General features: G+C 48.4%; 12 protein-coding genes and 3 tRNA genes. All 15 read left to right on the top strand.

The window, feature by feature from the left end:
- Window positions 1-139 precede the first annotated feature (139 nt).
- The 15 genes from GXO76_14145 (at window position 140) to GXO76_14215 (ending at window position 24968) form a co-directional block, all read left to right on the top strand.
- Window positions 140-1267: a tetratricopeptide repeat protein gene (locus GXO76_14145; protein ID NOY78999.1), complete on the top strand. Its 1128-nt coding sequence runs from the start codon at window positions 140-142 to the stop codon at window positions 1265-1267.
- A gap of 14 nt (window positions 1268-1281) precedes the next feature.
- On the top strand, window positions 1282-1776 hold the full coding sequence (locus tag GXO76_14150; GenBank protein NOY79000.1) for a hypothetical protein: 495 nt from the start codon (window positions 1282-1284) through the stop codon (window positions 1774-1776).
- 63 nt (window positions 1777-1839) lie between these two features.
- The gene (locus GXO76_14155) at window positions 1840-2031 is read left to right on the top strand and encodes a type II toxin-antitoxin system HicB family antitoxin (protein NOY79001.1); all 192 of its coding nucleotides are present in this window, start codon (window positions 1840-1842) and stop codon (window positions 2029-2031) included.
- Complete coding sequence (locus GXO76_14160; GenBank protein ID NOY79002.1) at window positions 2028-2207, top strand: type II toxin-antitoxin system HicA family toxin; 180 nt, start codon at window positions 2028-2030, stop codon at window positions 2205-2207. Before GXO76_14155 ends, GXO76_14160 begins: the two co-directional genes overlap by 4 nt.
- An 84-nt stretch (window positions 2208-2291) precedes the next feature.
- On the top strand, window positions 2292-13646 hold the full coding sequence (locus GXO76_14165) for a hypothetical protein (protein NOY79003.1): 11355 nt from the start codon (window positions 2292-2294) through the stop codon (window positions 13644-13646).
- A 12-nt stretch (window positions 13647-13658) separates the two neighbouring features.
- The gene (locus GXO76_14170) at window positions 13659-15566 is read left to right on the top strand and encodes a PorV/PorQ family protein (GenBank protein NOY79004.1); all 1908 of its coding nucleotides are present in this window, start codon (window positions 13659-13661) and stop codon (window positions 15564-15566) included.
- 2 nt (window positions 15567-15568) lie between these two features.
- A complete protein-coding gene (locus GXO76_14175; protein NOY79005.1) occupies window positions 15569-19330 on the top strand; it encodes a SpoIIE family protein phosphatase in 3762 nt (1253 codons plus the stop codon).
- A gap of 75 nt (window positions 19331-19405) precedes the next feature.
- Entirely contained in the window at window positions 19406-20092 is a 687-nt protein-coding gene (locus tag GXO76_14180) for an STAS domain-containing protein (GenBank protein NOY79006.1), read from the top strand.
- 314 nt (window positions 20093-20406) lie between these two features.
- On the top strand, window positions 20407-21663 hold the full coding sequence (gene icd, locus GXO76_14185; GenBank protein ID NOY79007.1) for an isocitrate dehydrogenase (NADP(+)): 1257 nt from the start codon (window positions 20407-20409) through the stop codon (window positions 21661-21663).
- Window positions 21664-21701: 38 nt separating this feature from the next.
- Window positions 21702-22130, top strand: a complete 429-nt coding sequence (locus tag GXO76_14190; GenBank protein ID NOY79008.1) for an RDD family protein — start codon at window positions 21702-21704, stop codon at window positions 22128-22130.
- A gap of 117 nt (window positions 22131-22247) precedes the next feature.
- Window positions 22248-23264 (top strand): GTPase ObgE, encoded by a 1017-nt coding sequence (gene obgE / locus GXO76_14195; GenBank protein NOY79009.1) that lies wholly within the window; start codon window positions 22248-22250, stop codon window positions 23262-23264.
- Window positions 23257-24363 carry a DNA-protecting protein DprA gene (gene dprA, locus GXO76_14200; protein ID NOY79010.1) on the top strand — a complete coding sequence of 369 codons (1107 nt, stop codon included), beginning with the start codon at window positions 23257-23259 and terminating at the stop codon, window positions 24361-24363. Before obgE ends, dprA begins: the two co-directional genes overlap by 8 nt.
- A 182-nt stretch (window positions 24364-24545) precedes the next feature.
- Window positions 24546-24629 (top strand) — tRNA-Ser (locus GXO76_14205).
- 49 nt (window positions 24630-24678) lie between these two features.
- Window positions 24679-24765 (top strand) — tRNA-Ser (locus GXO76_14210).
- 116 nt (window positions 24766-24881) lie between these two features.
- Window positions 24882-24968 (top strand) — tRNA-Ser (locus GXO76_14215).
- Window positions 24969-24970 lie beyond the last annotated feature (2 nt).

Consider the following 24970-nt stretch of genomic DNA (forward strand, 5'->3'; position numbering starts at 1 on the left):
ATTTATCTTTTAATGGAACAATATTTGTAGACATTTATTGCACAGATTCTGATTCACGCCCAAAGTGATCAGTTTTTACCGGATATTGTTCCCTTGTGAATCATTTTGAAACAGCCAGGGTTTGGCGTGGAGAGTACAGATGGAAACGTTGGGTTTAAATGAAACACTCGTAATTGACCAGCGGAAATTCTATATTGAGACAAATTATATCGACGAGGAAAACCGGGTCGTCTCCCACGTGTTTGAAAATGGAATGCTTCTGGAAACACGGGAACGGAACCTTTATTCTGAAGTTAAAGAAGAACATATTCAAGAATCGGTAAAAGAACTTCAGCGGGAAAGTGTTCGGAGAATGGAAGTTCTTTTTTATGTTCAGAAAAAAGTGTGGCGAAAGAAGCACGCACTTTCATATAATAAATTGGGTGTTGTTTTTCTTCAAAAGAATCTGATTGCTGATGCCAAAAAGAATTTTCAGGAAGCCATTGCGATTGATGAAGACCTGATCGATGCACAAAAAAACCTGGCCATCGCTTTTATTAAAAATCAAGAGTTTGACCAGGCACTTAAGGTGTTGAACCGTGCAATTGAGAAGGAACCCAATTTTCCCGACCTGCACAATTACAAAGGGATTGCCCTGTTGGGGAAAAAAAATTTTCTGGATTCAATTCAGGCTTTTGAAACCGCCCTTTCGCTGAGCGAAAATTATCCGCTGGCGCACTTGAATATGGGGTTAACGTATTTGTCCGGGTTGGTTGAATCTCCTATTCATCCACAATTATTGCCATTAGAAGAACGTCAACAAAAATGTCTGGAGCACCTTAAAAGGGCGGCCGATCTCGACCGTGATTTGCGGATGCCTGAGTTTGATTCCGTTATCCGCCTGGTTCAGGATTCTCAATTTCGGGAGGCTTTGGATGAATTACTGGAAATTCACAGCAGCCGGGCATTCCGATTGAATTCCGTTCTTGAAAATGAATTTTATCTGAATTTCATGTTTGGGGGCAAAAGCAAAGATGAACAGGCGGTAGAAACATACATCGAAAATCTAAAGGCCGAAATTGCACGGTATCCGCGCTATCCCGATTTACACAACAACCTGGGAGTGGCGTATCTGATTCAGTGCCGAAATTTGTTCTTGCGCGCTCTGGAGGAATTTCGCCGGGCCATTAAATTAAATCCAAATTATAAACTGGCAAAGAAAAATTTGAAGCTGGCGGAAAATGAGGGCAAAGGTCTTCTCATTTTGTTGCGGGCGTTATTAAAATAGGGTAAAATCCAATTATGAAAGATCGATTTAAATTGGTGAAAATTTTTTTCTGGATATTTTTTTTAGGAACACTTGGCGTAACCAGCACCTTCGCATCGGTAAAACAAATTTCCGTAACCCCCCTTTCTCCTGAAGCAGGCAAGGCCTCGGTTTATGAGATTGCTTTCAGCTTGACGGAATCCTTCCCCTCAACCGGACGTGTGGTTTTGGATTTTCCGGCTGATTTTGATTTGTCGCAGGCCATTCTGGCGGGTTCCCCTAATGTGAACGGTGGATTCAAGGTGTTTGTAGAGGGACAGAAAGTCATTGTGCGCCGAAGCGGCCTGGGTGCAGCGATAGCTGCCGGCCAATCGATTATCCTTCGTGTGGCAAATATTCGGAATCCGAAATCGGCTGGAACCTACAGTCTATCGTTTCAGGTGTTGGCCGGAAAGAGGGTTCTGGGAGAGGTAAATTCGGTCTCTTTTTCCGTGTTACCCAGGAAAAGGCCATTGAAACCCGTTCGGTAGGAAGAAACCTTTACGAGGCGTTTGCCCCTTCGTAAGCGCAAAGTTTAAAATTGGGTTAAAAAAATGAGAAAGATAAAATTTATTTTCTGGAAAGAACAGAATGAATGGCTTGGTTATTTGGAAGAATTTCCCGATTACTGGACAGAAGGAAAAACACTTGAAGAATTAAAAGATAATCTGAGGGATCTTTACAAAGATTTGGCAGGTGGCGCCATTCCTTCTGTTCGCAAGGTGGACGAACTTGAAGTCGCATGAAAAGAAATGAGCTAATAAAGAGACTAAATCAGATGGGTTGTATTTTAATCCGTCATGGAGGCCGGCATGATTGGTATCAGAATCCGAAGACAAAACTATCACAACCAGTGCCCCGGCATAGAGAAATTAACGATACGCTTGCAAAACATATTTTGAAGATGCTAAAAAACAAGTAGATTTATTTTAATCTTGCGAAGGTTTCAAACCTTCGCAAGATTAAACAGCCTTTTGTTCTTAACTTTTTAAATAATGGTTGCCCTATGAAGCGATTGTTTGCAGTTTTAAATTTGTCTGTTCTTTTTTTAGTTTTTTCTGGTAATGTGTTTGCCCAATCTGTTGATGCCGTTACGCTTTCAACTGCAAAAGCGGGTGAAAACGCGATTTATACCGTTACGTTCACACCGTCAGCCACAAATTTCGTGCCCAATAACGGCAAGATAGTGGTTACCTTTGACGCAGGTTTCACGTTGAATTCGGTTACGATCGCTTCGTCTTCCACGATGGATGGGGGGTTTTCCATTTCGGTAGCGGGCGATTCCGTTACCTTTACCCGGGATGGAACGGGTACGCCTTCCGCTGCAGGTGCACAGGTGGATATTTCATTTGCGAATGTGGGCAATAATCAGATTGCCGGATCCTACAATTTAAAAGTGACGATCAAACAAAATGACGATACGCCAATTGAGACAATTGGTACAAAATCCTTTACCATTACCCCAGCCGATTTGGATCATTTTGCGTTTGGGGCCATTTCCCCCCAAACAGCCGGTACCAATTTTCAGATTACCATTACGGCCCAGGATGCCTACAATAACACGATTACAACTGCAAATTATTCTTTAACTCTGATCGATGACACCGGTACCCTGACCACAATTGCGGCTGGCAGTTGGTTGAATGGTGTCATTTCACCCACAGTCAATATTACAAAGGCCACAGCTTCGGATAAAATTACAGCTACAGCAAACGGGATTTCTTCAACTTCCGGGAGTTTTGCAGTAAATCCCGCAGGGGTCAGCAGTTTCGAGTTTGCGACCATTGCTTCACCCCAAACAGCGGGATCGGCATTTTCCGTAACCATTACGGCGAAGGATGCCTACGATAATGTGGCCACGGGATTTTCCGGGTCAGTTAATTTAACCGTAAATAAAGGGGATATCTCACCGGCTTCCTCTGGAATTTTTTCTTCAGGAACTAAGACCGTCAGTGTCACCATAAACACCGCCAATACCGACATTCAAATAACAGCCGACGATGGCAGCGGCCACACGGGAACCTCCAACACATTTAATGTCAATCCCGGGCCCGTGGCCTCTTTTGCTATTTCGGCAATCAGTTCGCAGGCGGCGGGCGAACCCTTCACCATTACAGTAACGGCCAAAGATGCACAGGGCAATACGGCCACCTCCTTTGCCGGTACGGTGGACATTTCTGACGGAACGAATACCATTTCGCCCGCCACAAGCGGAAGCTTTTCCAACGGACTCTGGAGCGGCAGTGTGACCATTACGGGCACGCAAACCGGCAACACCATTACGGTAACCAATTCGGCTGGAGCGGAAACGGGCACATCCAATGCATTTGATGTGACGGCTTCGGACGTTGCCTACTTTACCGTTTCCACGATTTCATCTCCTCAAACGGCCGGTACGGCTTTTTCCATTACCATTACGGCCAAAGATGCCAACGGCAACACGGCCGCTTCCTTTACGGGAACCGCGTCTCTTTCCGATTCGACGGGAACCATTTCACCCAAACTGACCAGAGCTTTTACCAACGGGACACTGACAGATACCGTAACCATTACACAATCGTTTACAAACAACCAAATTGTGGTGTCAGCCGTTGGGAAATCCGGCTCCTCCAATGCGTTTGATGTGAATCCCGGCGCGCTGGATCATTTCACGCTGGATGCGATTAATTCACCCCAAACGGCCGGTACGGCATTTGACATTACGATTACGGCCAAAGATGCCTTTGAAAATACAATTACGTCCTACAGCGGGACACCCACGATCTCCAACACCACGGGGACCATTTCCCCGACCACTGCCGGTGCTTTTTCAAACGGGGTGCGGACCGAGTCGGTCACTATTACAAAAGCCGCATCCAGCGACCAGATTACGGTGACTGACGGGGCGGTTACGGGCAGTTCCAACACCTTTACGGTTCAGGCCGGTGCGCTGGATCACATTGTCATTGAAGATGCCCCGGGCGGAACCGGAGCGCCGGTTGGGGCGCTTTCGAAAACCACGGATCAAAATGTGTCCCTGTTTGCCATTGGGTACGATGCCAACAACAATTACGTGGAAGACGTGAGCGTGTCCTGGAGTGTTTCTGGCGGGATTGGAACGGTGTCTCCTGCCACCGGAACGAACACCGTTTTTAATCCCACAACGGTGGGGAGCGGGACGGTTTCGGCAGATGATGGCAGCGGGCACACAGATGATACCGGCACGATTACCGTGACGGCAGGAGCTCTTGCGAGCCTGCAAATTCGGGATTCGGCAGGCGGCGCAGGGTCTGTGGTTGGAAATTACCTGATGACAACGGATCAATCGCTGACCGTGTACGCCGCCGGCTACGATGCCGATGGAAACTACATTTCCGATCAATCGGTCACCTGGTCTTCAACCGGCCTGACACCTTCGCTCAGCGGAACGGCGACATCATCCACATTTTCACCGACGGCCACCGGAAGCGGCACCATTACCGCAACAAGCGGCAGCCTTTCAGCCCACACGGGAGCGATTACGGTTTCAGCCGGAGCCCTGGCGGCGATCAAAATCCGTGATGAAGCCGGAGGGGGCGGATCGGAAGTGGGTGCTGTTTCGATGACCACCGACGATTCCCGTACCTTTTATGCGGCCGGTTACGATGCCGAGGGCAATTACAAAGAAGATATTTCCGTCACCTGGGCATCTACCGGAAATCTTTCCCCTGCCGTTTCGTCAACAGGAACCAGTGTGACGTTTTCGCCTGACAGCGCCAATCGATCGGGCACCATCACCGCTGATGCCGGAAGCGGCATTACAGATGCCACAGGAACAATTTCAGTCTCAGTGGGGGCCTTGAAATATGTAAAAATTGTGGCGGGTGCCACCGGAAACGGAGCGGAGTACACCACGGGCACTTTTTCGCCGGGTGATCAGCAGACCTTTCACGCGGCCGGTTACGACGCCGACGGTAACTACATTGCGGACGAATCCGTGGCCTGGAGTTTGACCGGTTCCATTGGAAGTCTGAGCGATGCGACAGGAACAAGCACGGTCTTTACGGCAACCACAGTCGGTCAGGGAAGCATCACAGCGGACCACGCCACGGCCCTGGATGATGCGACGGGAACCCTTACGGTGGTTGAGGGAAATCTGGATCACATTGTCATTCGCGATGCTCCGGGTGGAGCCGGTAATGTGGTTGGAAACGTCAATCTGACGGCCGACCAGTCGATTACGCTTTACGCGGCCGGTTACGATGCCGCAGACAATTATCTGGGCGATTACAGTGCAACCTGGTCACTTGCTTCCGGAAATCTGGCTCCGGTTCCCAGTGGCTCGGCCAGCAGTTTTACCTTCAATCCGACCACAGCCCCTGCTTCCGGGGTCATTCAGGCCAGTTACAATGCCATTACGGATGTTACGGGAACGATTTCCGTTTCAGTAGGCGCTCTGGCAAAGGTTCAAATCCGAACGGCAGCGAATGGCGGCGGGGTTGAAGTTACCACGCACACCATGACCACGGATGAAACCTTTACCGTGTGGGCGGCCGGTTACGATGCCGACGATAATTTCATTGCGGATACAACGGTCAGCTGGACTTCAACCGGGCTTACCCCGGCCCTTTCCTCAAGCGGAAGAAGTGTCACCCTTGATCCCACCGCTCCGGGGACAGCCACCGTAACGGCCACAGAACCCAATTCCGGCCTGACGGACAACACAGGAGCCATTGTGATCAATCCGGGAGCCATCACGCACCTTCTGGTAAGGAGCGAAGCCGGCGGGGGCGGAATGGAGGTGGGCGATATGACACTCACCCTGGACGATAAACTGACCCTCTACGCGGCGGGGTATGATGCCGAGAATAATTACTCGCGGGATGTGGTAGCAACGTGGAGTGTAAGCACCGGTAATTTGGATGCTCCCAGTCCTGCAACAGGAACCAGTACGGTTTTTGCCCCCTCGACTCCCGAAACCAGCGGCAAAATTCGGGCGGACAGCACAGGCCTGATCGGAGACGAAACCGGTACGTTAACAGTGGGCAATGTGTCGTACGTGAAAATTCGGGACGCGGCAAACGGGGCCGGAAGCGAAGTGGGGGATCGAACCCTGACGGCCGACGAATCTCTGACCCTTTACGCGGCCGGTTACGATGCCGGGGGGAATTACGTGGGCGATGTGTCGGTCACATGGAGCAGCACGGGTTCGTTAGCCCCGGCTATCTCGGGGGTAACCGGTACGAGTGTGACATTTTCACCCACAACGGCACCGGCAAGCGGCACAATTTTGGCGGATCACGCGACGGCAACAGACGACGTGACCGGTACCATTACCGTCACGCCGGGGGTGCCGGTGGGTACCATTTCCCTTTCTGCTTCACCCACAGCCATTCCGGCGGATGGCAGCAGTACATCCACCATTACATCCGGTGTCATAAAAGATGCGGACGGCAATCCTGTGGCTCAGGGAACGCTGATTACCGTTAGCACAAGTTTAGGAACCATTATCACGGCAGACGCCAGTGCGTCCTACACAGGCACCCAGGTAGCTGCGAATGCCAGCGGACAAATTAGCTTCACACTTCAGGCTCCCGCTTCGGGCGGAACGGCCTACATTTCGGCTGCCAGTGTGGGCGGAAGTGCCACCGGCAGCACGACCGTGCAGATTACAAATCTTAGAATTGTGAGTATTTCGTCGGATTTTTCATCGGTCAGTCAGGGTCAAACCAACATTCCCGTACGAATGGTGGTTGAAAATCTGGGGAGTGCGGCCCTGCAAAATGCCACCGCGAACCTCACATTTACCGATGTCGCCAGTAACGATCGCACGGGTGAGTATTCCGGGATCTCCCAAACCGGGATCTCCGTTGCTGCCGGAGAGACCAAGACCCTGACTTTTTCCGTTTCCGTTGGGGGCTCGGCGTCACTGGGCTCGATTATTATTGACGGGAATATCAGCGGTACGGTCGACGGAAATTCTGTTGGAACCAGCGGCGCCGGAACGCCCTACAGCTGGGTGGTACAAACACCAGCCGCTCTGGAAGTGCTTTCCGTTCAAACCACACCGGACAGTGTCAGTCAGGGCCAGCAAGGTATTTCGGTTGTTTTGACGGCCCGAAATACAGGGCAAGCCGCGGCATCGATTGACTCGATTAAATTATCCTTTAAAATAGGTGCTACAACGGTTACCAGTGAGTACATTCAATCGCAGGCGTCGGGAAACCCGGTTCAAATTGCGGGGGGCGCAACCGAACAGTTTGAAATGAAAGTGGATGTTTCTGCCTCTGCCACAACCGGAACGGTCAACTTGGATGGCGCGATTTACGGAAAAGACGCCAATTCATCTGCGGCTGTTGTTGATGTTGGTGCAGCGTCAACCGATTCCTGGGTGGTCACACAGGCAGCCGCCTTTCAAATTACGGCTCTGATTCCCTCCCAATACAAAGTGACCTCGGGGCAAACGCGAAGCTGGACCGTCAAAATGGCGGTGGAAAATAATAGCAGTTCCGCTATCGATTTGGATTTGGATCCGGCAAAAACCTATCTCAAATTTGTGATTGGGAGTGATGTGACGTCGCAATATTCAATAACCTACCCGACCGCTCTTTTGGGAGGGGGAATCCGCTTGAATGCCGGGGCAAAAGATACCCTAAAATTTGTAGTGAATATTACCGGAACAACAACAGGAATTGCAGCCATTAATGGAGTTGTGACGGGAACAGACGTGATTTCCGGCAAGGCCATTACAGACAACACAAATGATACGGGATCAGGGTCGGTTACGGTGCAGACACCGGCATCTGTGAATGTAACGTCGGTGGTTCCTTCACAGGATTCCGTAAGCAGCGGTCAAACCGCAACATGGAATGTAACGGTGACCGTAGAAAATACCGGACAGAGCGCGGCCACCCTTTCGCTCGACAGCACACTCCTGAGCTTTCGGAAAGGAACCGGGTACGTCTTTCTCAAGCCGTCTCAATTTCAAGGCGGGGGTCTGGTTCTGAATGGAAATTCTTCGGGCACACTGATTTTTTCAATTACAAAAACCACGACTTTTTCCGGAACAGACAGCATTGACGCAACAGTCGGTTTTTTTGAAAATAACAGTGGTCGTTACGTTGTGGCCAACACGGCGGCCGGAAATTACGGTACCGTGATTGTGCAGACGCCTGCCGCCTTTTCTATTCTCAGTGTTCACCCGTCGCAGCCAACCGTTACACAACATCAAACCAACACCTGGACCGCGACAGTTGTGGTTAAGAATACCGGACAAAGCCGGGCTGTAATTGATTTTCAACAGGCGAGCACCTTTTTATCATTCTCCAAAAACGGAACCCCCCTTTCTGATTATGCCGTTCAGCAACCCTCTGCTCTGGAAGGAAGTGGTGGAAGTATTCTCTACGGGGGGAAAACGGACAGTCTTACATTTGTGATTGCCACCACCGGTGCCGATACGGGGTCAATTACCATTCATGCGACCCTTGCGGGTACCGAGGCGAACAGCGGACGGTCGGTGAGTACGAATACGTTTGGCGGAAATAGCGGGCTTGTGGAGGTTCAGGCGCCGCCGGTTTTGTCGTACATTGCGGCGTCCTTAAGTCCCAAGAGTGTGAATCGCGGGAGCAATGCATCTTTTGAAGTGCGGGTGCGAAATTCGGGAGGGGCCACACTGGTACTGTCTCCCTCGGAAACAAAATTTAGTTTTTCGGACGGTGTCCATTCCTTTGAAGCCTTTTTGAACGAGAATGTGGTCACCGAAGTTCAGCCGGGTGATACGACCCTGGTTTTTGTGTCCACCCTTGTTCCCGAACTGCTGGCTACGGGAAACTACACACCTGACATTACGCTCAGCGGAACGCAGAATGGGAATGCATTTCAGGCCAATTTGACGACCGGAACCAATGAGCTGGCCGTTCTTGAGAAGGCCGTTCTGGATATCGTGTCCATTACTCCTTCCCAAACCCAGGTGACAAGCGGACAGACCCGGCAATGGTATATTTGGATGAATGTGGCCAACAACGGGGGCTCGAGCGTCCGCCTCGATAGTACCCAGGTTCATTTGTTCATCGGAACAGAAGTAACGGACGAATATTCCATTACCGTTCCCACCGGTTTTTGGCAGCAGGACGGCACGGAAAATCCCGTTCTTCAGGGAAATGAGACGGGTACACTGCGTTTTGTGGTAACTCACACCGGGTCTACCACTGGGCCGGCAACCATTCAGGGCCGGCTTTGGGTGACCGATCAGGTTAGTCACGACCAGCTCTTTGTTCAAACGGATGGCGGGGCAGGGACGGTTCGCGTGCAGTCGCCGGCCGAATTAAAAATCAATTACACCATTGTTTCTCAGGCAGCCGTTACCATTGGGCAAACCGAGGATTGGTTTGTAACCCTTAATCTTTCAAATAAAGGCGAGAGCAGTCTTCGGATTGACACAACCCGGGCGAAGACCTACCTTACTTTTACCATTAACGGGCAACCGGTTCAGGATTTTGTAGTGAAACAACCTACCGAGCTTTCCAACGGGAGCCTCATTTTACAGGGGGGGGAATCCGCCAGATTGGTTTTTACGATTGATTCAACGACCAGCCGAACGGGATATTGCGTCATTCACGCACATGTTACGGGGGTGGAAGTCAACTCCGATTCCCTGATTGTGGATGAGAATTATGATTCGGGTTGGAATGGGGTTAATGTGCAGTCAGAGTCCAGTGTTCAGATTGTGAGTACGGAAAATCTTGCATTTAATGCACCGAACGTGAATACGGGTCAAACATTTAATATTCGTGTCCGTGTCCGAAACAATGGCGGGGAGGCCATTAAAAATGTAAAGGTGGCTCTTGCGTCTACGGGCCGTTCTATTTTTACGTCGCCGAGAACCATTACCCGGATTAATGCGGGCCTTTCGTATTCTTTAAACTTTTCGATAAGGGCATCGAGCGATTTTGATTCTACAGAAATATTTACCTCGCGGTTGTTGGAGGCCTATTCGGCAAATACCGGTGACACGATTACCGTTGCGCCCGCTGCAGATTCAACCGATACCACAACATTTGCGAAAATCCAAAAACCGGCCGCGCTCGTGATTAGGGAGGTTTATCCCTCACAAGATCGGGTTTTGGCCAGCCAGACCGACGAATGGCAGGTCTTTGTGGTGGTACAGGATACCGGACAGGCCAATATCCTGCTGAATGATTTTAAAAATACCGACATTGTCTTTCAGATTAATGGGCAGAACCAGGGAGATTATCTAATTGAAGCCCCGGACTCGCTCCGCGGTGGTGGTCAGGAACTGGTGGGAGGGCAAACGGACACACTGGTTTATCGAATCAAAGCCACCGGCCATTTGGGGGGAACCGCCACCATTTTGGCCACCTTAAACGGCCGGGATGTAAACAGCCTGCACACGCTTTCCGCGTCCAATAGCACCAGCATCCTGGTCCAAACCTCGGCAGCGATCCAAATTATTAACACAACCATTTCATCCCCTCACGTGGTGGATAATGGAAATGCAGAAGTCAATCTGAAGCAGCAATTTACGGTAAATGTGTTTGTAGAAAATAAGGGGAACGAACGGGTCGATAGTGTGAAAGTCCGATTGCGAACAAAAGGCCATTCACAGTTGCTGGATTCCCTTCGCACAATTCCTACAATTCCGGCCCGATCCATTCGGTTCGCTCAATTCGATGTAATCGCCGATTCGGCAGAAAATCTTCTGGGGGAAGAGTTCGATTCACGATTGATCAGCGGAAAGGCGTTTGTGAGCCACTTACCGGCCGTTCTTTCCGAAGCCTTGGATTCCGTAGCCGTGGCCCGGATTGAGAAACCGGCGCAACTGGAGGTTGTGGGAAGTTTAAACGATCAGGACGGTATTTTGTCGGCCAATCAGACCTTTGAGGTTCGGGCCGATGTCGTAAACAAGGGGCGCTCCGGAACAATTGGTTCCGGGACCATTGCAGTGGAATTGCCTGAAAATTATCGGCTGCTCCGCAATGGCGACACCCTTTCCGTAAGTGGGGATACCACAACCTTTTCCGTTGGCACGCGTGTGACGTGGAAAGTGCTGACGCCGCAAGCTACTCAGGGGCCGGACACATTGTTTTTAAAGCTATTAACCGCGCCCAAAGATGAAAATACACTAAAAGCCGCAGCGGTTATCCAGGCACAAGATACACTCATTGTAAATACAATTGGAACCAGCCAGATTGCCAGTAGCGGTGCCGTTGTGAATCCTCCGGGGGCACGGGATGGGGTTGTTTCGACAGAAGAAGAATTTACGGTGGTCACACATATTTCAGCCACGCCCAATCTCACCCAATTGAAGGGCGAATTGACCATTCCTCAGGGTTACGTGTATTTGTCGCCAAAAATAAAAAGTGTTCAGGGTGATTCTATCGTCTGGACTATTCGTTCGCCGGAAATTCAGGATCAGGAGACCAAGTATCTTCGCATTACCGCCCGGGGGACGGACGAATCGGGTACGCTGGTGGAAAGCAGTGTGGACAGCATTTCCATTCGCGCCGTCAAGCGGGCTAATCTTTCTCTGGATGTTTACATTACCGAACCACAGGGTGCCAAGGACGGCGTGCTGACGGTGGGCCAGCCCTTCATTGTCCGCGCGCTGGTTACAAACAGCGGACAAGCCGGGGTGTACGGCACGGGGAAGGTCAAAATAATTTTTGGTGCTACAGGTGTTTCCACGAACGAGCCGCTGGAAAAAGAATTTACGCCGGGTATCCCTGTCGATTGGCGGGTACAGGCGCCCGATACGGTGACAACTGAAGCCCTTATTCGGGTGCAGATCAGCGCTGTTCCGTATGACGAAAATTCAAACCGGCTTAGCTTTGTTTCGGTGGACAGCAGAAATTTGCGTGTAGAAACCGTCCAATCGGCAAAACTAACGAATACGTTGTCCATCTCCAGTCCTGAAGGAGCAAAAGACGGTATTATTTCCACATCTCAGGAATTTCTTGTGGAAGCGGTGGTTCAATCCGAGAATTGTTCCCGGATCACCTCCGAACTGATTCTTCCGGCGGATTTTTACACAGAGAACCGTGTGAAGAATGCCAACCCCGGTTATTTTGTGGTGTCGTGGCTGGTGCGGGCGCCATCAGAGCCAAAATCCCCGGTACCGATAAAGGTTATTTCCCGGGCGTATGATGCCAATGATGATACGCTTCGAATCATTAGCCAGCCGGATAGCGTAGAGGTGACCACCGTCAGCCGGGCCAATGTGGCGGTGAACGTTTCCATCACCGATCCGCCCGAAGCAGCCAATGGCATTGTTTCCACCCAGGAGGAATTTACGGTTACGGGTGTTCTTCAAAATCTCGGTCTGGCGAATTTTGAAACAGAGGGGTCGTTGAAAATCATTCTTCCGAAAGGTTTTGTCCTGAAGAGCGACACTATTCAGGAAACACAGCTCTATCGGGTAAGCTGGCGGGTACAGGCGCCTGAGCAGCCCACACGCTCTCCTCAAAATATTCGGATAGAACTTGTGCAGGCACCGAAGGATGAAAACACCAATAAATCGTCCTTTGTTTCGGCGTCCTTTGATGAAATAGCCTTGACCGTGGAAACGAAAAAATTTACGATTTTAAAATGGGGCGATTTTAATCAACCCTCGGTCGTGAAAGGCCAAAAAAATATTGCCGTTTTGGGGTTGATCTTAAAAAACCTGGGACTTCCCGGATCGAATGATGTGTGGCTGAGCGGACTGCGGATTCAAATCCAAAATCGGAAAGGGAATCTGATTTCCCCCAAAGGCAATTTTGAACGGATTTGGATTGCACCGGCCATGTATCCCGATCAGGTTCTGGCGGAAAGCCTGAATCCCCAGAATAATCCGGTGGAATTTTCATTTTCCAGTCCGCTGGTTGTAAGAGCCGTCAAAAATGATTCCATTGCCGTTTTTGTGGATTTGTCACCCAATTCCAAACTGACCGATTTCTTGATTGCGTTTGACGGGGTAAAGGATGTTACGGCAATAGACGGCGTCTCCAAACGTCCCGTCCTGATTACCGACGCTGCCGGAAATCCGTTGGAAACCCTGAAGGTACAATCCGACTTTACGGTGGTTCTGAATTCAAATTTTGAAAAAACCTTCGGAAATTATCCCAATCCTTTTGGAGAGATTGGAAAAGAGACGACCCGGTTTGTCTATTATTTTGACCGGGCCACCGATGGTCAGATTCAGATTTTTACATTAACCGGAGATCTGGTCTGGACGAAAGCCATCGAAGCGAATAAACAAACCGGGGCCAAGGGACTTCACGACGGAGACATTGTCTGGGATGGCACCAATTTATCGGGTCTGAAGGTGGTGAATGGTGTTTATATTGCGGTTCTGACCACGAAGAGCGGGAAAAAGGCATTTACCAAGATTGCTGTTGTTAAATAAGAAGGTTTTAGAATGAAGAAAAATTTCACATATTATTTTCTTGGATTGTTTTTTCTAGTGTTGCTCCACCCGGGTTTTGCACAGGATGGAAGCGGCGGTTACGCCAGTATATTCGCGAACGGAGCAGGCGCCAGACAATTGGGAATGGGGGGAGCAGCGGTCGCTTTTCCACAGGATGCCACCACCATTTTTTGGAACCCGGCAGGAATGGAACAGCTTCAACGCCAAAGCTTTACCGCCTATTATGCCTCTCTTATGCTTGGGACATCCTACAACTACCTCGGCTATGTGTACCCCACTCTAAATATTGGAACATTTGGAATGGGGGTTTCAAGAATTTCGACCGGTGACATTCCCTATCGGGAGAATCACTATGTGGAATTGGGCACATTCGGTTATAATCAGGAAGAATTTTATTTTTCTTACGCTAAAAATATCCGTGATTGGTTTGTTGCCGGTGCCAATGTCAAGATCGAACGTCAGGTGATAGGCCAGGATTCCGATATTGGATTTGGAATTGATGTGGCGGCATTTTATAAACCTGATTTTGCCTCGGAGTGGCTGCAGAATTTACAGGTGGGGGCCATTTATCAGAATGCCTATGCTCCGCGCCTGCGGTTGCGCCAAAGTGTAGATTACATGCCAAGCCGGCTGCGGTTAGGAGTGGCAAAAACCCTCTATTTTACGAACGATACGTCCCCTTTTGTTGTGCTGATGGATCTGGAAAAGGGTGATCAGCTGCCGTTTAAATTCCATTTGGGACTGGAGTACAGCTACAACGGCCAGGCCATGCTTCGGTTGGGACTGAATGACCGGGGCCTTTCGTTTGGTGCAGGGGCGGTTTACAATCAGTTTGAATTGGATTATTCCTACGGAAGGATCGATTCCAAAGGCGTTTTGGGGGGAAGTCACCGGATTTCATTTGTTGTGAATATTGGAAAGAGCCGTTCCGAGAAAATTCAATTAATTGAAGCCCAGCGCCGAAAAGAGCTGGAAGAACAAATTGCCCGGGAAAACGAACGCCGCAGGCAGGCACAGATCAGAAAACTCCTGGATGAAGGGAAGTCTCTGTATGCCAATGCCGATTATTTTAAGGCGCTCGTAAAATTCCAGCAGGTTTTGGAATTGGATAAGAGCAATCCCGAAGCCCTGGAAATGGCGGATGAAACCAAGGCCCGGATGGACGAACTTCGCGAAAAGGAAATGGAGCAGCAGCTTTCGAAAATCCAGGAAGAACGCCAGCGCAAGCAAATTCAAAGCTATGTGGACAAACATGTGAACAAAGGATTGGAATATCTGAAACAGGGAGATTATGTTTCCGCCATTGATGAATGGAATTTGGCTTTGGAACGACAACCGGACAGCCAGCAGATCAAGCAGTACATCGAAAGTGCCCAAAATGAACTGCTGACCCGGATTAACGGTCTTATTTCCAAAGCGGACGAGCTGGCCAAAAAGGGGAATTTCCCTGAGGCCAATAAGCTCTACAATCAGGCCCTGCTGCTCAGCCAGAACGATAGCGTCCGCAAGGAAGAAATTCGCAAAAAAATGGCGGAGCTGGAGAAAAAACTCAATATGTACGATTATTACCAATCCGGCCTGATTGCCTATCGTTCGGAGGACTGGAAAACGGCGATGAAGAATTTTGAGCGGGCCCTGAAACTCAATCCAAAGGATCCGAAAATTCAACGTTATTATAAGGATGCCGAACGACACGCCATGGCCCGCAAGCAGCAAATGACGCCGGAAATGGAAAAAAAGTTTAATAAGGCTCTTCAACTCTACGTGGATGATCGAATCGAGGAGGCGTTGAAAATCTGGGAGAGTCTGCTGGAAAAACAACCTTACAACAAAGATATAATTGACGCGATTGACATGGCCAAAAAACAACTTCAAGAACGGCAGAAAGCTCGAAAGTAACCGTGTTCAAGAAAATTAAAAAAGAAGAACTTCGGGTTCCGGCCTCCATTGAACACCTGAAGGACCTGAGAAAATTCATCGAGAAAATTGGCAAAAAACACCGCATTCCGGATAAAATTGTCAATAGCTTCAAATTGGCAATTGATGAAGCCAGTACCAACATCATTCGTCATGCGTACCGGGATTCCTCCGGCGAAATCCTGCTTCGTGTCATTATCCGAAAAACCAGCGTCACCGTTTCTCTTATCGATCATGGCCGATTTTTTGATCCGAATAATGTGAAGGATCCCGATCTCAAGCGCTATGTAGCCATCGGAAAGCGGGGCGGGCTGGGTATTTTTATGATTCGGAAGTTGGTCGACGATATTGAATACTACCGTACCGGTGAGGGAAATGAACTTCGGTTAACCAAAAAAATTGAAAAAAAGCGCAAAGCAAAAATTAGTGTTCCTTCTATTCCGGGTTCGCTGCGAATAAAATACTATTCCTATTCTGCAGCGATCCTCTCAACGCTGATTATTTTAGGCTATTTTTATTTTTTCTTCCAGCGAAGTGAGCAAATTCTGGATCAGACATTTGCACAGGGAGAAGCCGCCGTAAAGGTTCTGGCAAAAAACAGCACCAACTGGATCGGCACGGCAGCGGAGCTCAACCTGAATAAAGAAGTGAAAGTGATTCTTACCCAAAATCCAAAACTGTTGACCTATGCCGTAGTTGTGGACAAAAATGGTGTGGTGAAGGGGTCAACCGATTTCGATCTGTTTCGGGTCTTTAAGCCCTATTCGGGTGTTGTGACAGAAAAGGTCTTCGGAGAAGAGCGGGCTTTGGTTCGGCTGCCAAATGGCGAAAAAGAATATATGATTAGCAAGCCCATTTACGTAATTGATCATACCGTTCCAAATTCAAAACGATTTATGGGCAGAGCCTATGTATTTATTTCAAGCAGGCAGGTAAATCATTGGATTCATCAAAAACGCACAGATGATCTGCGTGTAGCGCTTTTGCTCCTGCTTTTTGGAAATATTGGGGTGGCGCTGTTAATTACGCTGATTATCAGCCCCTTTCGGAAATTGGCAAGCTGGGTGCGAAATGCCAGTGAGGGCAATATTGAAGATGAGATGGAAATTGATTCCTCGGACGAAATTGGGGAAATTGCTCAGGCGTTTAATGAAATCACGTATAAATTTCGGAAATCACAGCAAAGCCTGCAAGATCAGGAACGCCTGAAACATGAAATGCATTTGGCGCAGGAAATTCAACAAACCCTGCTCCCGGCGAAATTTCCAAAAAGACGGGGATTCGAAATCTCATCTTATTATGAGTCGGCAAAGGAAGTAGGGGGGGACTATTACGATTTTGTGGAGATTGATCCGGATCGTCTGGGGGTGGTTATTGCCGATGTGTCGGGAAAAGGAGTCCCCGGTTCGCTGGTCATGACGATGATTCGTACGGCTCTGCGCACAGAGGCCAGGGGAACCTATTCGGCAGCTGAAACGCTGAGAAAGGTGAATCGATTCATCATGGGGGATATTAAAAAGGGAATGTTTGTGACGGTTTTTTACACCATTCTGAATTCCCGAAACAGAAGTCTGACCTATGCCAGTGCAGGCCATAACCCCATGATCCTGTATCGTCCCAGCACAAAAAAAACCTACTATTTAAATCCGAGGGGATTTCCGGTTGGGATCAGCCTCAATGATGAGGAACTCTTCGACAAGTCGCTGGAAGATGATTCCATCCGGTTGGCAAAGGGGGATATTGTCATCATTTACACCGATGGAGTAACCGAGGCCATGAACTCCAGGCGGGAACTCTTTGGGGAAGAGCGTCTGCTGGAAGCTGTTCGCCGGTATGGAAATTTGAGCGCAGAAGAGTTCGTAGCCAAACTTCGGGAAGAAATTGTCTCCTTCACGGAAGGCCAGATTCAATACGATGACATTTCGCTCGTGGTGATTAAAGAAAACATGGATCAGGAAGAAGAGTACGAGGAACGCGCCCGTGAGGCCTATTATCAGGTACTCAACGGTGTTTCCGCGACGCAGGCCTGTAAGAATGTGGGCCTTTCCTTCAATACCTTCAAAAAATACAAGGAAAAATTTGAAGAGGTCGGGGTTGATAATTTTCGTTCGGACTATGAGGCCACGGCCGTTGAAGCCAAGCACTTAAGTATTGAAGAACAAACGAAGATATTCGATATCATCAAGAAGCATCCGGATTACGGTCCCAGGCGAATTGCGGAATTACTTGCCACCGACACCTATGGCAATATGACTATTTCTGAAAACCGGGTTTACGGTGAACTGGTTCGCCTGAAGTTGAATACGAAACAGCTTCGCGAAAATTTCGTGGTGCGGAATAAACATAAGCGCAAATTCAAACCTCCCGGAACCCCAATGCTTACTCTGGATGGACGGGTTATCATTGATAATGCGCCGGCGAAATTATCGGCTCCCATTCTGAGAGAACCCGAAGAAGAATCCTCTGTTGAGAAAACCGAAGAATTCAACGGAGAAACACTCTCCGCTGAAATAGAAGAAATTACATCGACGGAAGGATTGGGTCTGGAAGTAGGTGAGGCAGAATCCGCACAGGAGAAACCGCCGCGTCCAAGGGCGAAAAGGCGGGAAGAAAAGTCCTTAATGGATGAAGATATTGAAGAAATTATTCTTTCAGACCCCGTGGATGTTTTCGATAAAAATAAGGGAATGGAAACAGAGCCGGAAGAAGAACTTTTGGGGGATGAAAATGATGAAGAAAAAACCGACCTTTCGGAGATCGAGGGAATTGAGGTTTTGGAACGCACACATGCCCGGGATGTGAGTAATATGGATTCTGACAAAATCGAATCATCAAAAAAGGAAATGGATTTGGATCAGAGAGAGGAAAGCGGCACATCTCTAAAAAAATTGTTTGAGTCGCTGAATATGGCGGGTGATGGCGAAGATGTTTCGGAGAGTGAATCCGGAGAAGAAGAGCTCGACCTGCTGCAGTATTCCATTTTGGAAGATGGTGACTTGTTGGAGGAAGGCGAATTTTCGGATCAGGGAATGCAAGCAGACAAAACGGAATCGGAACCCGCAACAGGAGAAATCCCGCCAGCTGAAGAAATCTTCCCGAATGGAAACTCAGAAAAAAGCGACGAGGAACCGGAACCGGAGATTTCCCTGGAGAAAATATTTGGACAATTAAGTGTGCAGGGTGAAGAGGACGTTGAAGACCGTTCCGTACAAGAAAACTTCAATAGAATTGAAGATTTGGTCGATAATATAATTGTTGAGGAGGAGGAAATTGAGGGGGTCTTGGAGAGCGAGGATACTGAAAAAATCCAAGAGAAACAGAAAACCATTCCCAAAAAAGAAATAGATGAAGCCTCAAAGGTAAAACGCCTCCTGCTAACGGGATTACGGTTCTATCTGGATAAAGATTTTAAAAAGGCCATTGCTGTTTTCAAAAAGATTATCGATGAGTATCCCGATCATTTCGAAGCGCATTACAATTTGGGTAATGCCTATTTCAGAATGAAGGATTTTGACAAGGCCGAGCGGGAATACCTGAAGGTGATCGAAATCGATCCGTCATTCACGGATGCCCATGAAAATTTGGGTGTCATTTATGCCAACCGCAAGGACTTTAAAAAAGCCATTCAAATCTGGAAAAAGATCCTGGAAATCAAGCCGGATCGGAAGGATGTGAAAAAAAATATTGAAAAGGCCCTAAAATTGAGTAAAAGTCAAAAACATAAAGAAACCACAACAACTGAATGAAAAAAATAATATTGATTTTTTCTGTAAATTCATTTATATTAGCGTGAGTCATTATTCTCATAAAGGAGACAATCAATGGAAGGAATCCAGGTATCGGTATCCAAAACAGGCCCTCAAAACAGCGTATCCGTTATAAAAGTAGGGGGCTATATTGATACAACGACTTCTGCTGAATTAGAACGTGCTCTCGATCACCTATTGCGGGCGGGGAATTACAATATCGTGGTTGACCTGGGTAATGTGGACTACATCAGTAGTGCCGGCTGGGGTATTTTTATCAGTGAAATCAAGGGCATTCGGGAGAAAAACGGAGACCTCAAACTGGCAAATATGATTCCGGATGTTTATGAAGTTTTTGAACTTTTGGAGTTTCACTATATTCTAAAAGCATTTGATTCCATTGAAGAAGCCGTTCGTGACTTTAACAAAGATTCCCTGGGAAAAAGCGTTGCTGAATTTCAAGCAGATTCATCGACAAATGAATCCCTGCCGGAAGAAAGTCAGGCACAAATCCCCAATGAGGGCGTTTCCGATATTTCATCGGCTCAGACGACGGTTTCAAAAAAGAGCCTTCAGGAGAAAATTCGCCAGGCGGTTATGGACAAGCCGGATGCCAGTCTTCTGGAAATAAAAAATGATTTAAATACTGAAAAATATGGTTTTACCAAAATCGGAATGTTCCGTCTCTGGAAGGAATTGGGGAAGTTGGGTCTGGGTTCAAAGAAAAAAAGAATCGCCTTTTTCAAAAAGCATGCATTTTAGGGCTGCCCCCCATTCAACAAAATTAGCGATTGCCTCATTTTTTTTCCGCACTATCCCATCCAGGGGGCAAAATCTTCACAAAAACAATTGATTTTCAATAAAATTTTTCTTATTATTTTTCTACCATCGTGGATTGTGCAAACAGTTTTATCATAATAAATTGTGGCGGTTATTCAAGACAATCAAGGGAAAAACACGGCTTTTTTATATCCTATTTTTCCTTTGAATTTACACGTTATTTTTGAATACCGATTTTTAGACTCTGTGCAATTGTTTAAATTCTTTAATCCAAAACGTCCTGGAGGGCATTAGAAATGAGTTATAAACATGTGAAGGTTCCCGATCGCGGTGAAAAGATTACAGTTATAGACGGAAAAGTATCCGTTCCCGACAATCCGATTATTCCGTTTATTGAAGGGGATGGAACCGGCCCGGATATTTGGCGGGCGGCAAAAATGGTTCTGGATGCCAGTGTTGAAAAGGCTTACGGCGGAAAGCGGAAGATTGAGTGGATGGAGGTGTATGCGGGTGAAAAGGCGCATGATCTGTACAACGAGTGGCTTCCGGAAGAAACCGTAAAAGCCATTTCGGAGTATATTATTGCCATCAAGGGGCCGTTAACAACGCCTGTTGGAGGGGGATTTAGAAGTCTGAATGTAACGCTCCGCAAGGTGTTGGATCTGTATGCCTGTGTGCGCCCCGTGAAGTATTATCAGGGTGTACCCAGCCCCGTAAAACACCCGGAAAAAATGGATGTGATTATCTACCGAGAGAATACGGAAGATGTTTATTCGGGGATTGAATGGCGCGAGGGCACGGACGAAGCGCTGGAAGTGATTAAATTCCTTGAAGATAAAATGGGGGTAAAGGTGCGTAAAGATTCGGGGGTCGGCATCAAACCCATCAGTGAATATGGATCGAAACGTCTGGTCCGCAAAGCCATTCAGTTTGCTCTGGAAAGCGGTCGCGAAAGCGTTACGCTGATGCACAAGGGAAATATCATGAAGTACACCGAAGGCGCTTTTAAGGATTGGGGCTATGAAGTAGCCAAAGAAGAATTTGGCGACAAAACTATTTCCGAAGCTGAGCTCTGGGATAAATATGACGGTAAAATGCCCGAAGGGAAGGTTCTGATAAAGGATCGAATTGCCGACAATATGTTTCAGCAGGTTTTGACCCGAACAGACGAATACGATATTATTGCCACACCCAATCTCAATGGCGATTATATTTCGGATGCCTGCGCGGCACAAGTGGGCGGCCTTGGAATGGCTCCCGGAGCAAATATCGGCGATTATATTGGCTTATTCGAAGCAACCCATGGAACGGCCCCCAAGTATGCCGGGCTGGACAAAGTAAATCCCGGTTCACTTATACTTTCCGGGGTGATGATGCTTCAATATATGGGGTGGAAAGAAGCGGGTGAACTTATCGAAAAAGCCATCTCTGAGACGATTCAACAGAAGCGTGTTACGTATGATTTGCACCGTCAAATCGAAGGAGCCACCCTGTTGAAATGCTCTGAATTTGGTGCTGCTATTGTTGAAAATATGGATAAATTCGTAAAATAGCCGTGTAAAAGAAATGGAATCAATTAGGGAGATCACTCGTGGAAACAGTCTATCCTAAAGCAGATGTGTCCAAACGAGTCATTGCGTTTTTGATTGACCTGGCCGTTTATGTTGTGGTTTTGGTACTGCTCTATTTTTGGCTTGGTCTCGGAGACTATTTGACCGGACTTATTGCAGGTCTTTACATCGTTTTTCGGGACGGCTTGTTTAACGGTCAAAGCATCGGAAAGAGACTCATGGGCCAGCGAGTGATAAATTTGGCTGCAGACAGCCCGTGTTCTTTTACGGATTCAGCAAAACGAAATATTGTATTGTATCTTCCGAATCTTTTTCGGTTTGTTCATTTTCTGGGTGGAATTATTGGCCTGGTGATTGTTGCACTGGAGCTTTATTTTATTTTTTCAAATGAAAAAGGTCTTCGGTGGGGCGATCAATTCGCAGATACCCAGGTCGTGGATGAGGAATAACGCAAAAATCTGAAAGCAACTGAAAAAGGCAGAGAAATCTGCCTTTTTTTATAAAAACGTTTTTCCAGCAGATTGGGAGAACATTTTGAGTGGGATAGTCTATAATGTGTAATCGATATGTTTGTTGATCGTGCCAAAATCTACATCAAGGCGGGGGACGGTGGAAACGGAATTGTCAGTTTCCGGCGGGAGAAGTACGTGCCTCGCGGCGGTCCCGATGGCGGGGACGGGGGGAAAGGCGGAGATGTTCTTGTTCAAGTGGATTCGCATTTGCAAACGCTGTTGGATTATCGTTACAAACAGCATTTTAAAGCGGAGCGGGGAGCCCACGGCCAGGGAAGTAATAAGACCGGAAAGAGCGGCAAATCCCTCATTATCCGGGTACCTCCGGGAACGGTGATCAAGGATTTTGACACGGGAGAGGTTCTGGCGGATCTGGTTCTGCCGGGTGAACGTGTAATTGTAGCAAAGGGTGGAAAGGGGGGCCGTGGAAATGCCCGCTTTGCAACGCCCACCAATCAGGCGCCGCGAACATCCGAACCGGGCACGCCCGGTGAAGAACGCACCATTCTGCTGGAACTTAAGTTGATTGCAGATGTGGGGCTGGTCGGTTTCCCGAATGCAGGGAAGTCAACACTCCTTTCCAGGGTATCCCGGGCAACGCCCAAGATTGCGGATTACCCCTTTACAACGTTGAAGCCAAATCTGGGTTATGTACAGGTTGGCGATGAATTTAGCTTTGTGATGGCCGATATTCCCGGACTGATCGAAGGGGCATCGGACGGAAAGGGCCTGGGTCTGCAATTCCTGCGTCACATTGAACGAACCAAGCTGCTTTTGTTCTTGATAGATTCAACAGCTGAAAACATTGAACAAGAGTACCGAATCTTAAAGGATGAACTGGCCACCTACAGTCAGGAGCTTACGGTTAAACCCACACTCATTGCCTTTTCAAAATCAGATCTGTTGGATGAAGAATTGAAATTGGCTCTTCCCCGTGAAATTGATGGGATCCCCACCCACTATTTTTCTTCGGTCACGGGTGAGGGGGTCAGTGACCTCTTGTTTAAAATCAGACAAGAACTGGAAAGCCTTTCTGTAAAGGAAGAGTTGAAGGACGAAGAAGGTGACTGACCATTTACGGGGGCTGTTTGTGCTTCAATCCGTTCCGGGGATCGGGAACCAGCGCATCCGGCAGCTCGTGAGTCATTTTGGTTCCGTAGAAAATGTGTTTTCCGCCACGTTTTCCTCCCTCTTAAAGGTTGATGGAGTGGATAAAAAACTGGCGGGAAAGATTCTTCGGGAAAGGGATCCCGAATTTGCGACCCGCCAATTAAATCAGCTTAACGCGCACAATGCATCCGCACTCACATTTTGGGATCGCGCGTACCCTGAGGGGCTGAAGCAGATTTTTGACCCGCCCGTTGTTCTGTTTCAAAAGGGGAGCCTGCAGCCGGAGGATTCTGTTTCGATTGCGGTGGTGGGCACAAGAAGCCCTTCCAGCTACGGCGCACAGGTTACGGAAAAGCTCACCCGGGAATTGGTGAAAGTCGGTTTTACAATTGTCAGTGGTCTGGCCCGGGGAATTGACACCATTGCTCATCGAACCGCATTAAAGGCAGACGGACGAACGATTGCTGTTCTGGGGAGCGGCCTTGATTTGATTTATCCGGCGGAAAATAGACGACTGGCGCTGGAAATTGAAGCATCCGGTGCGGTTTTAACGGAGTATCCGTTTGGTACCAAGCCGGACGCATCCAATTTTCCCAAACGAAATCGAATCATCAGCGGGCTGACATTGGGAACACTTGTTGTGGAAGCGGGAACCAAAAGCGGTGCTCTGATTACGGCAAATTTTGCGACTGAACAGGGGCGGGAAGTTTTTGCGGTGCCCGGGCCCATTACCAGCAGGCGAAGCGCAGGAACAAATCATCTGATCAAGGAAGGGGCCCGGCTTGTTCAGGGACTCGATGATATTCTGCAGGAACTGGACCTGAAACTTCGGGCACTGCGAAAAATGGAAACCACGGCGAACGGGGCGACGGTTCCCAAAAATCTGTCCAGAGACGAACAACAGCTCTGGGAACTTCTGACAGATGAGCCCCAGCATATTGATGTACTTTCGCAGAAAATGGGTGAACCCTCGTCCCGGGTTTTATCCCTGTTGCTGACACTGGAACTCAAGGATGTGGTCAAACAACTGCCCGGGGCCTATTTTGTTCGACACTTCTAACGGGTGGGGAGTCGGCCTTGCATGTTTTCCCCCCAAAATGGTAGAATAGTCGGACTGCGAGCCCTTCGGCACGGGTAGAATAGTCGTGTTTTTCAAGAAAATATATGTCATGGAGAGGCCAAAAATTTGTTGACATAGAGGCAAAATATTTGTATATTTAAAGTCGCTTATGCGGAGTTTTTGGAGGGCTAGTCCTAATTGGTAAGGCGGCGGTCTTGAAAACCGCTGGGCGTTTGCCCTTGGGGGTTCGAGTCCCTCGCCCTCCGCAAAGGACAAGGAAGAGAGAGACGTTATTTGACATAAAATTGCCTGAGAGGAGAGGTGGCCGAGCTGGCTTAAGGCGGCGGTCTCGAAAACCGCTTCACGCTTGTCGTGACGGGGGTTCGAATCCCTCCCTCTCCGCAATTAAAATCCGGCTTGTCGGCACTTTTAAACGTGCGAAAAAGACGCAGCTCCGGTAAGAAGCTGTGAATCTGCATGGGCGGATTAAGACTAATTTTTAATGAAATCATTGGCCTGGAGAGGTGGCCGAGTGGTTGAAGGCAGCGGCCTGCTAAGCCGTTGTAGGCGTCAGTCTACCGTGGGTTCGAATCCCACCCTCTCCGCG

The sequence above is a fragment of the Calditrichota bacterium genome (assembly GCA_013151735.1).
Taxonomy (GTDB): Bacteria; Zhuqueibacterota; JdFR-76; order JdFR-76; family BMS3Abin05; genus BMS3Abin05.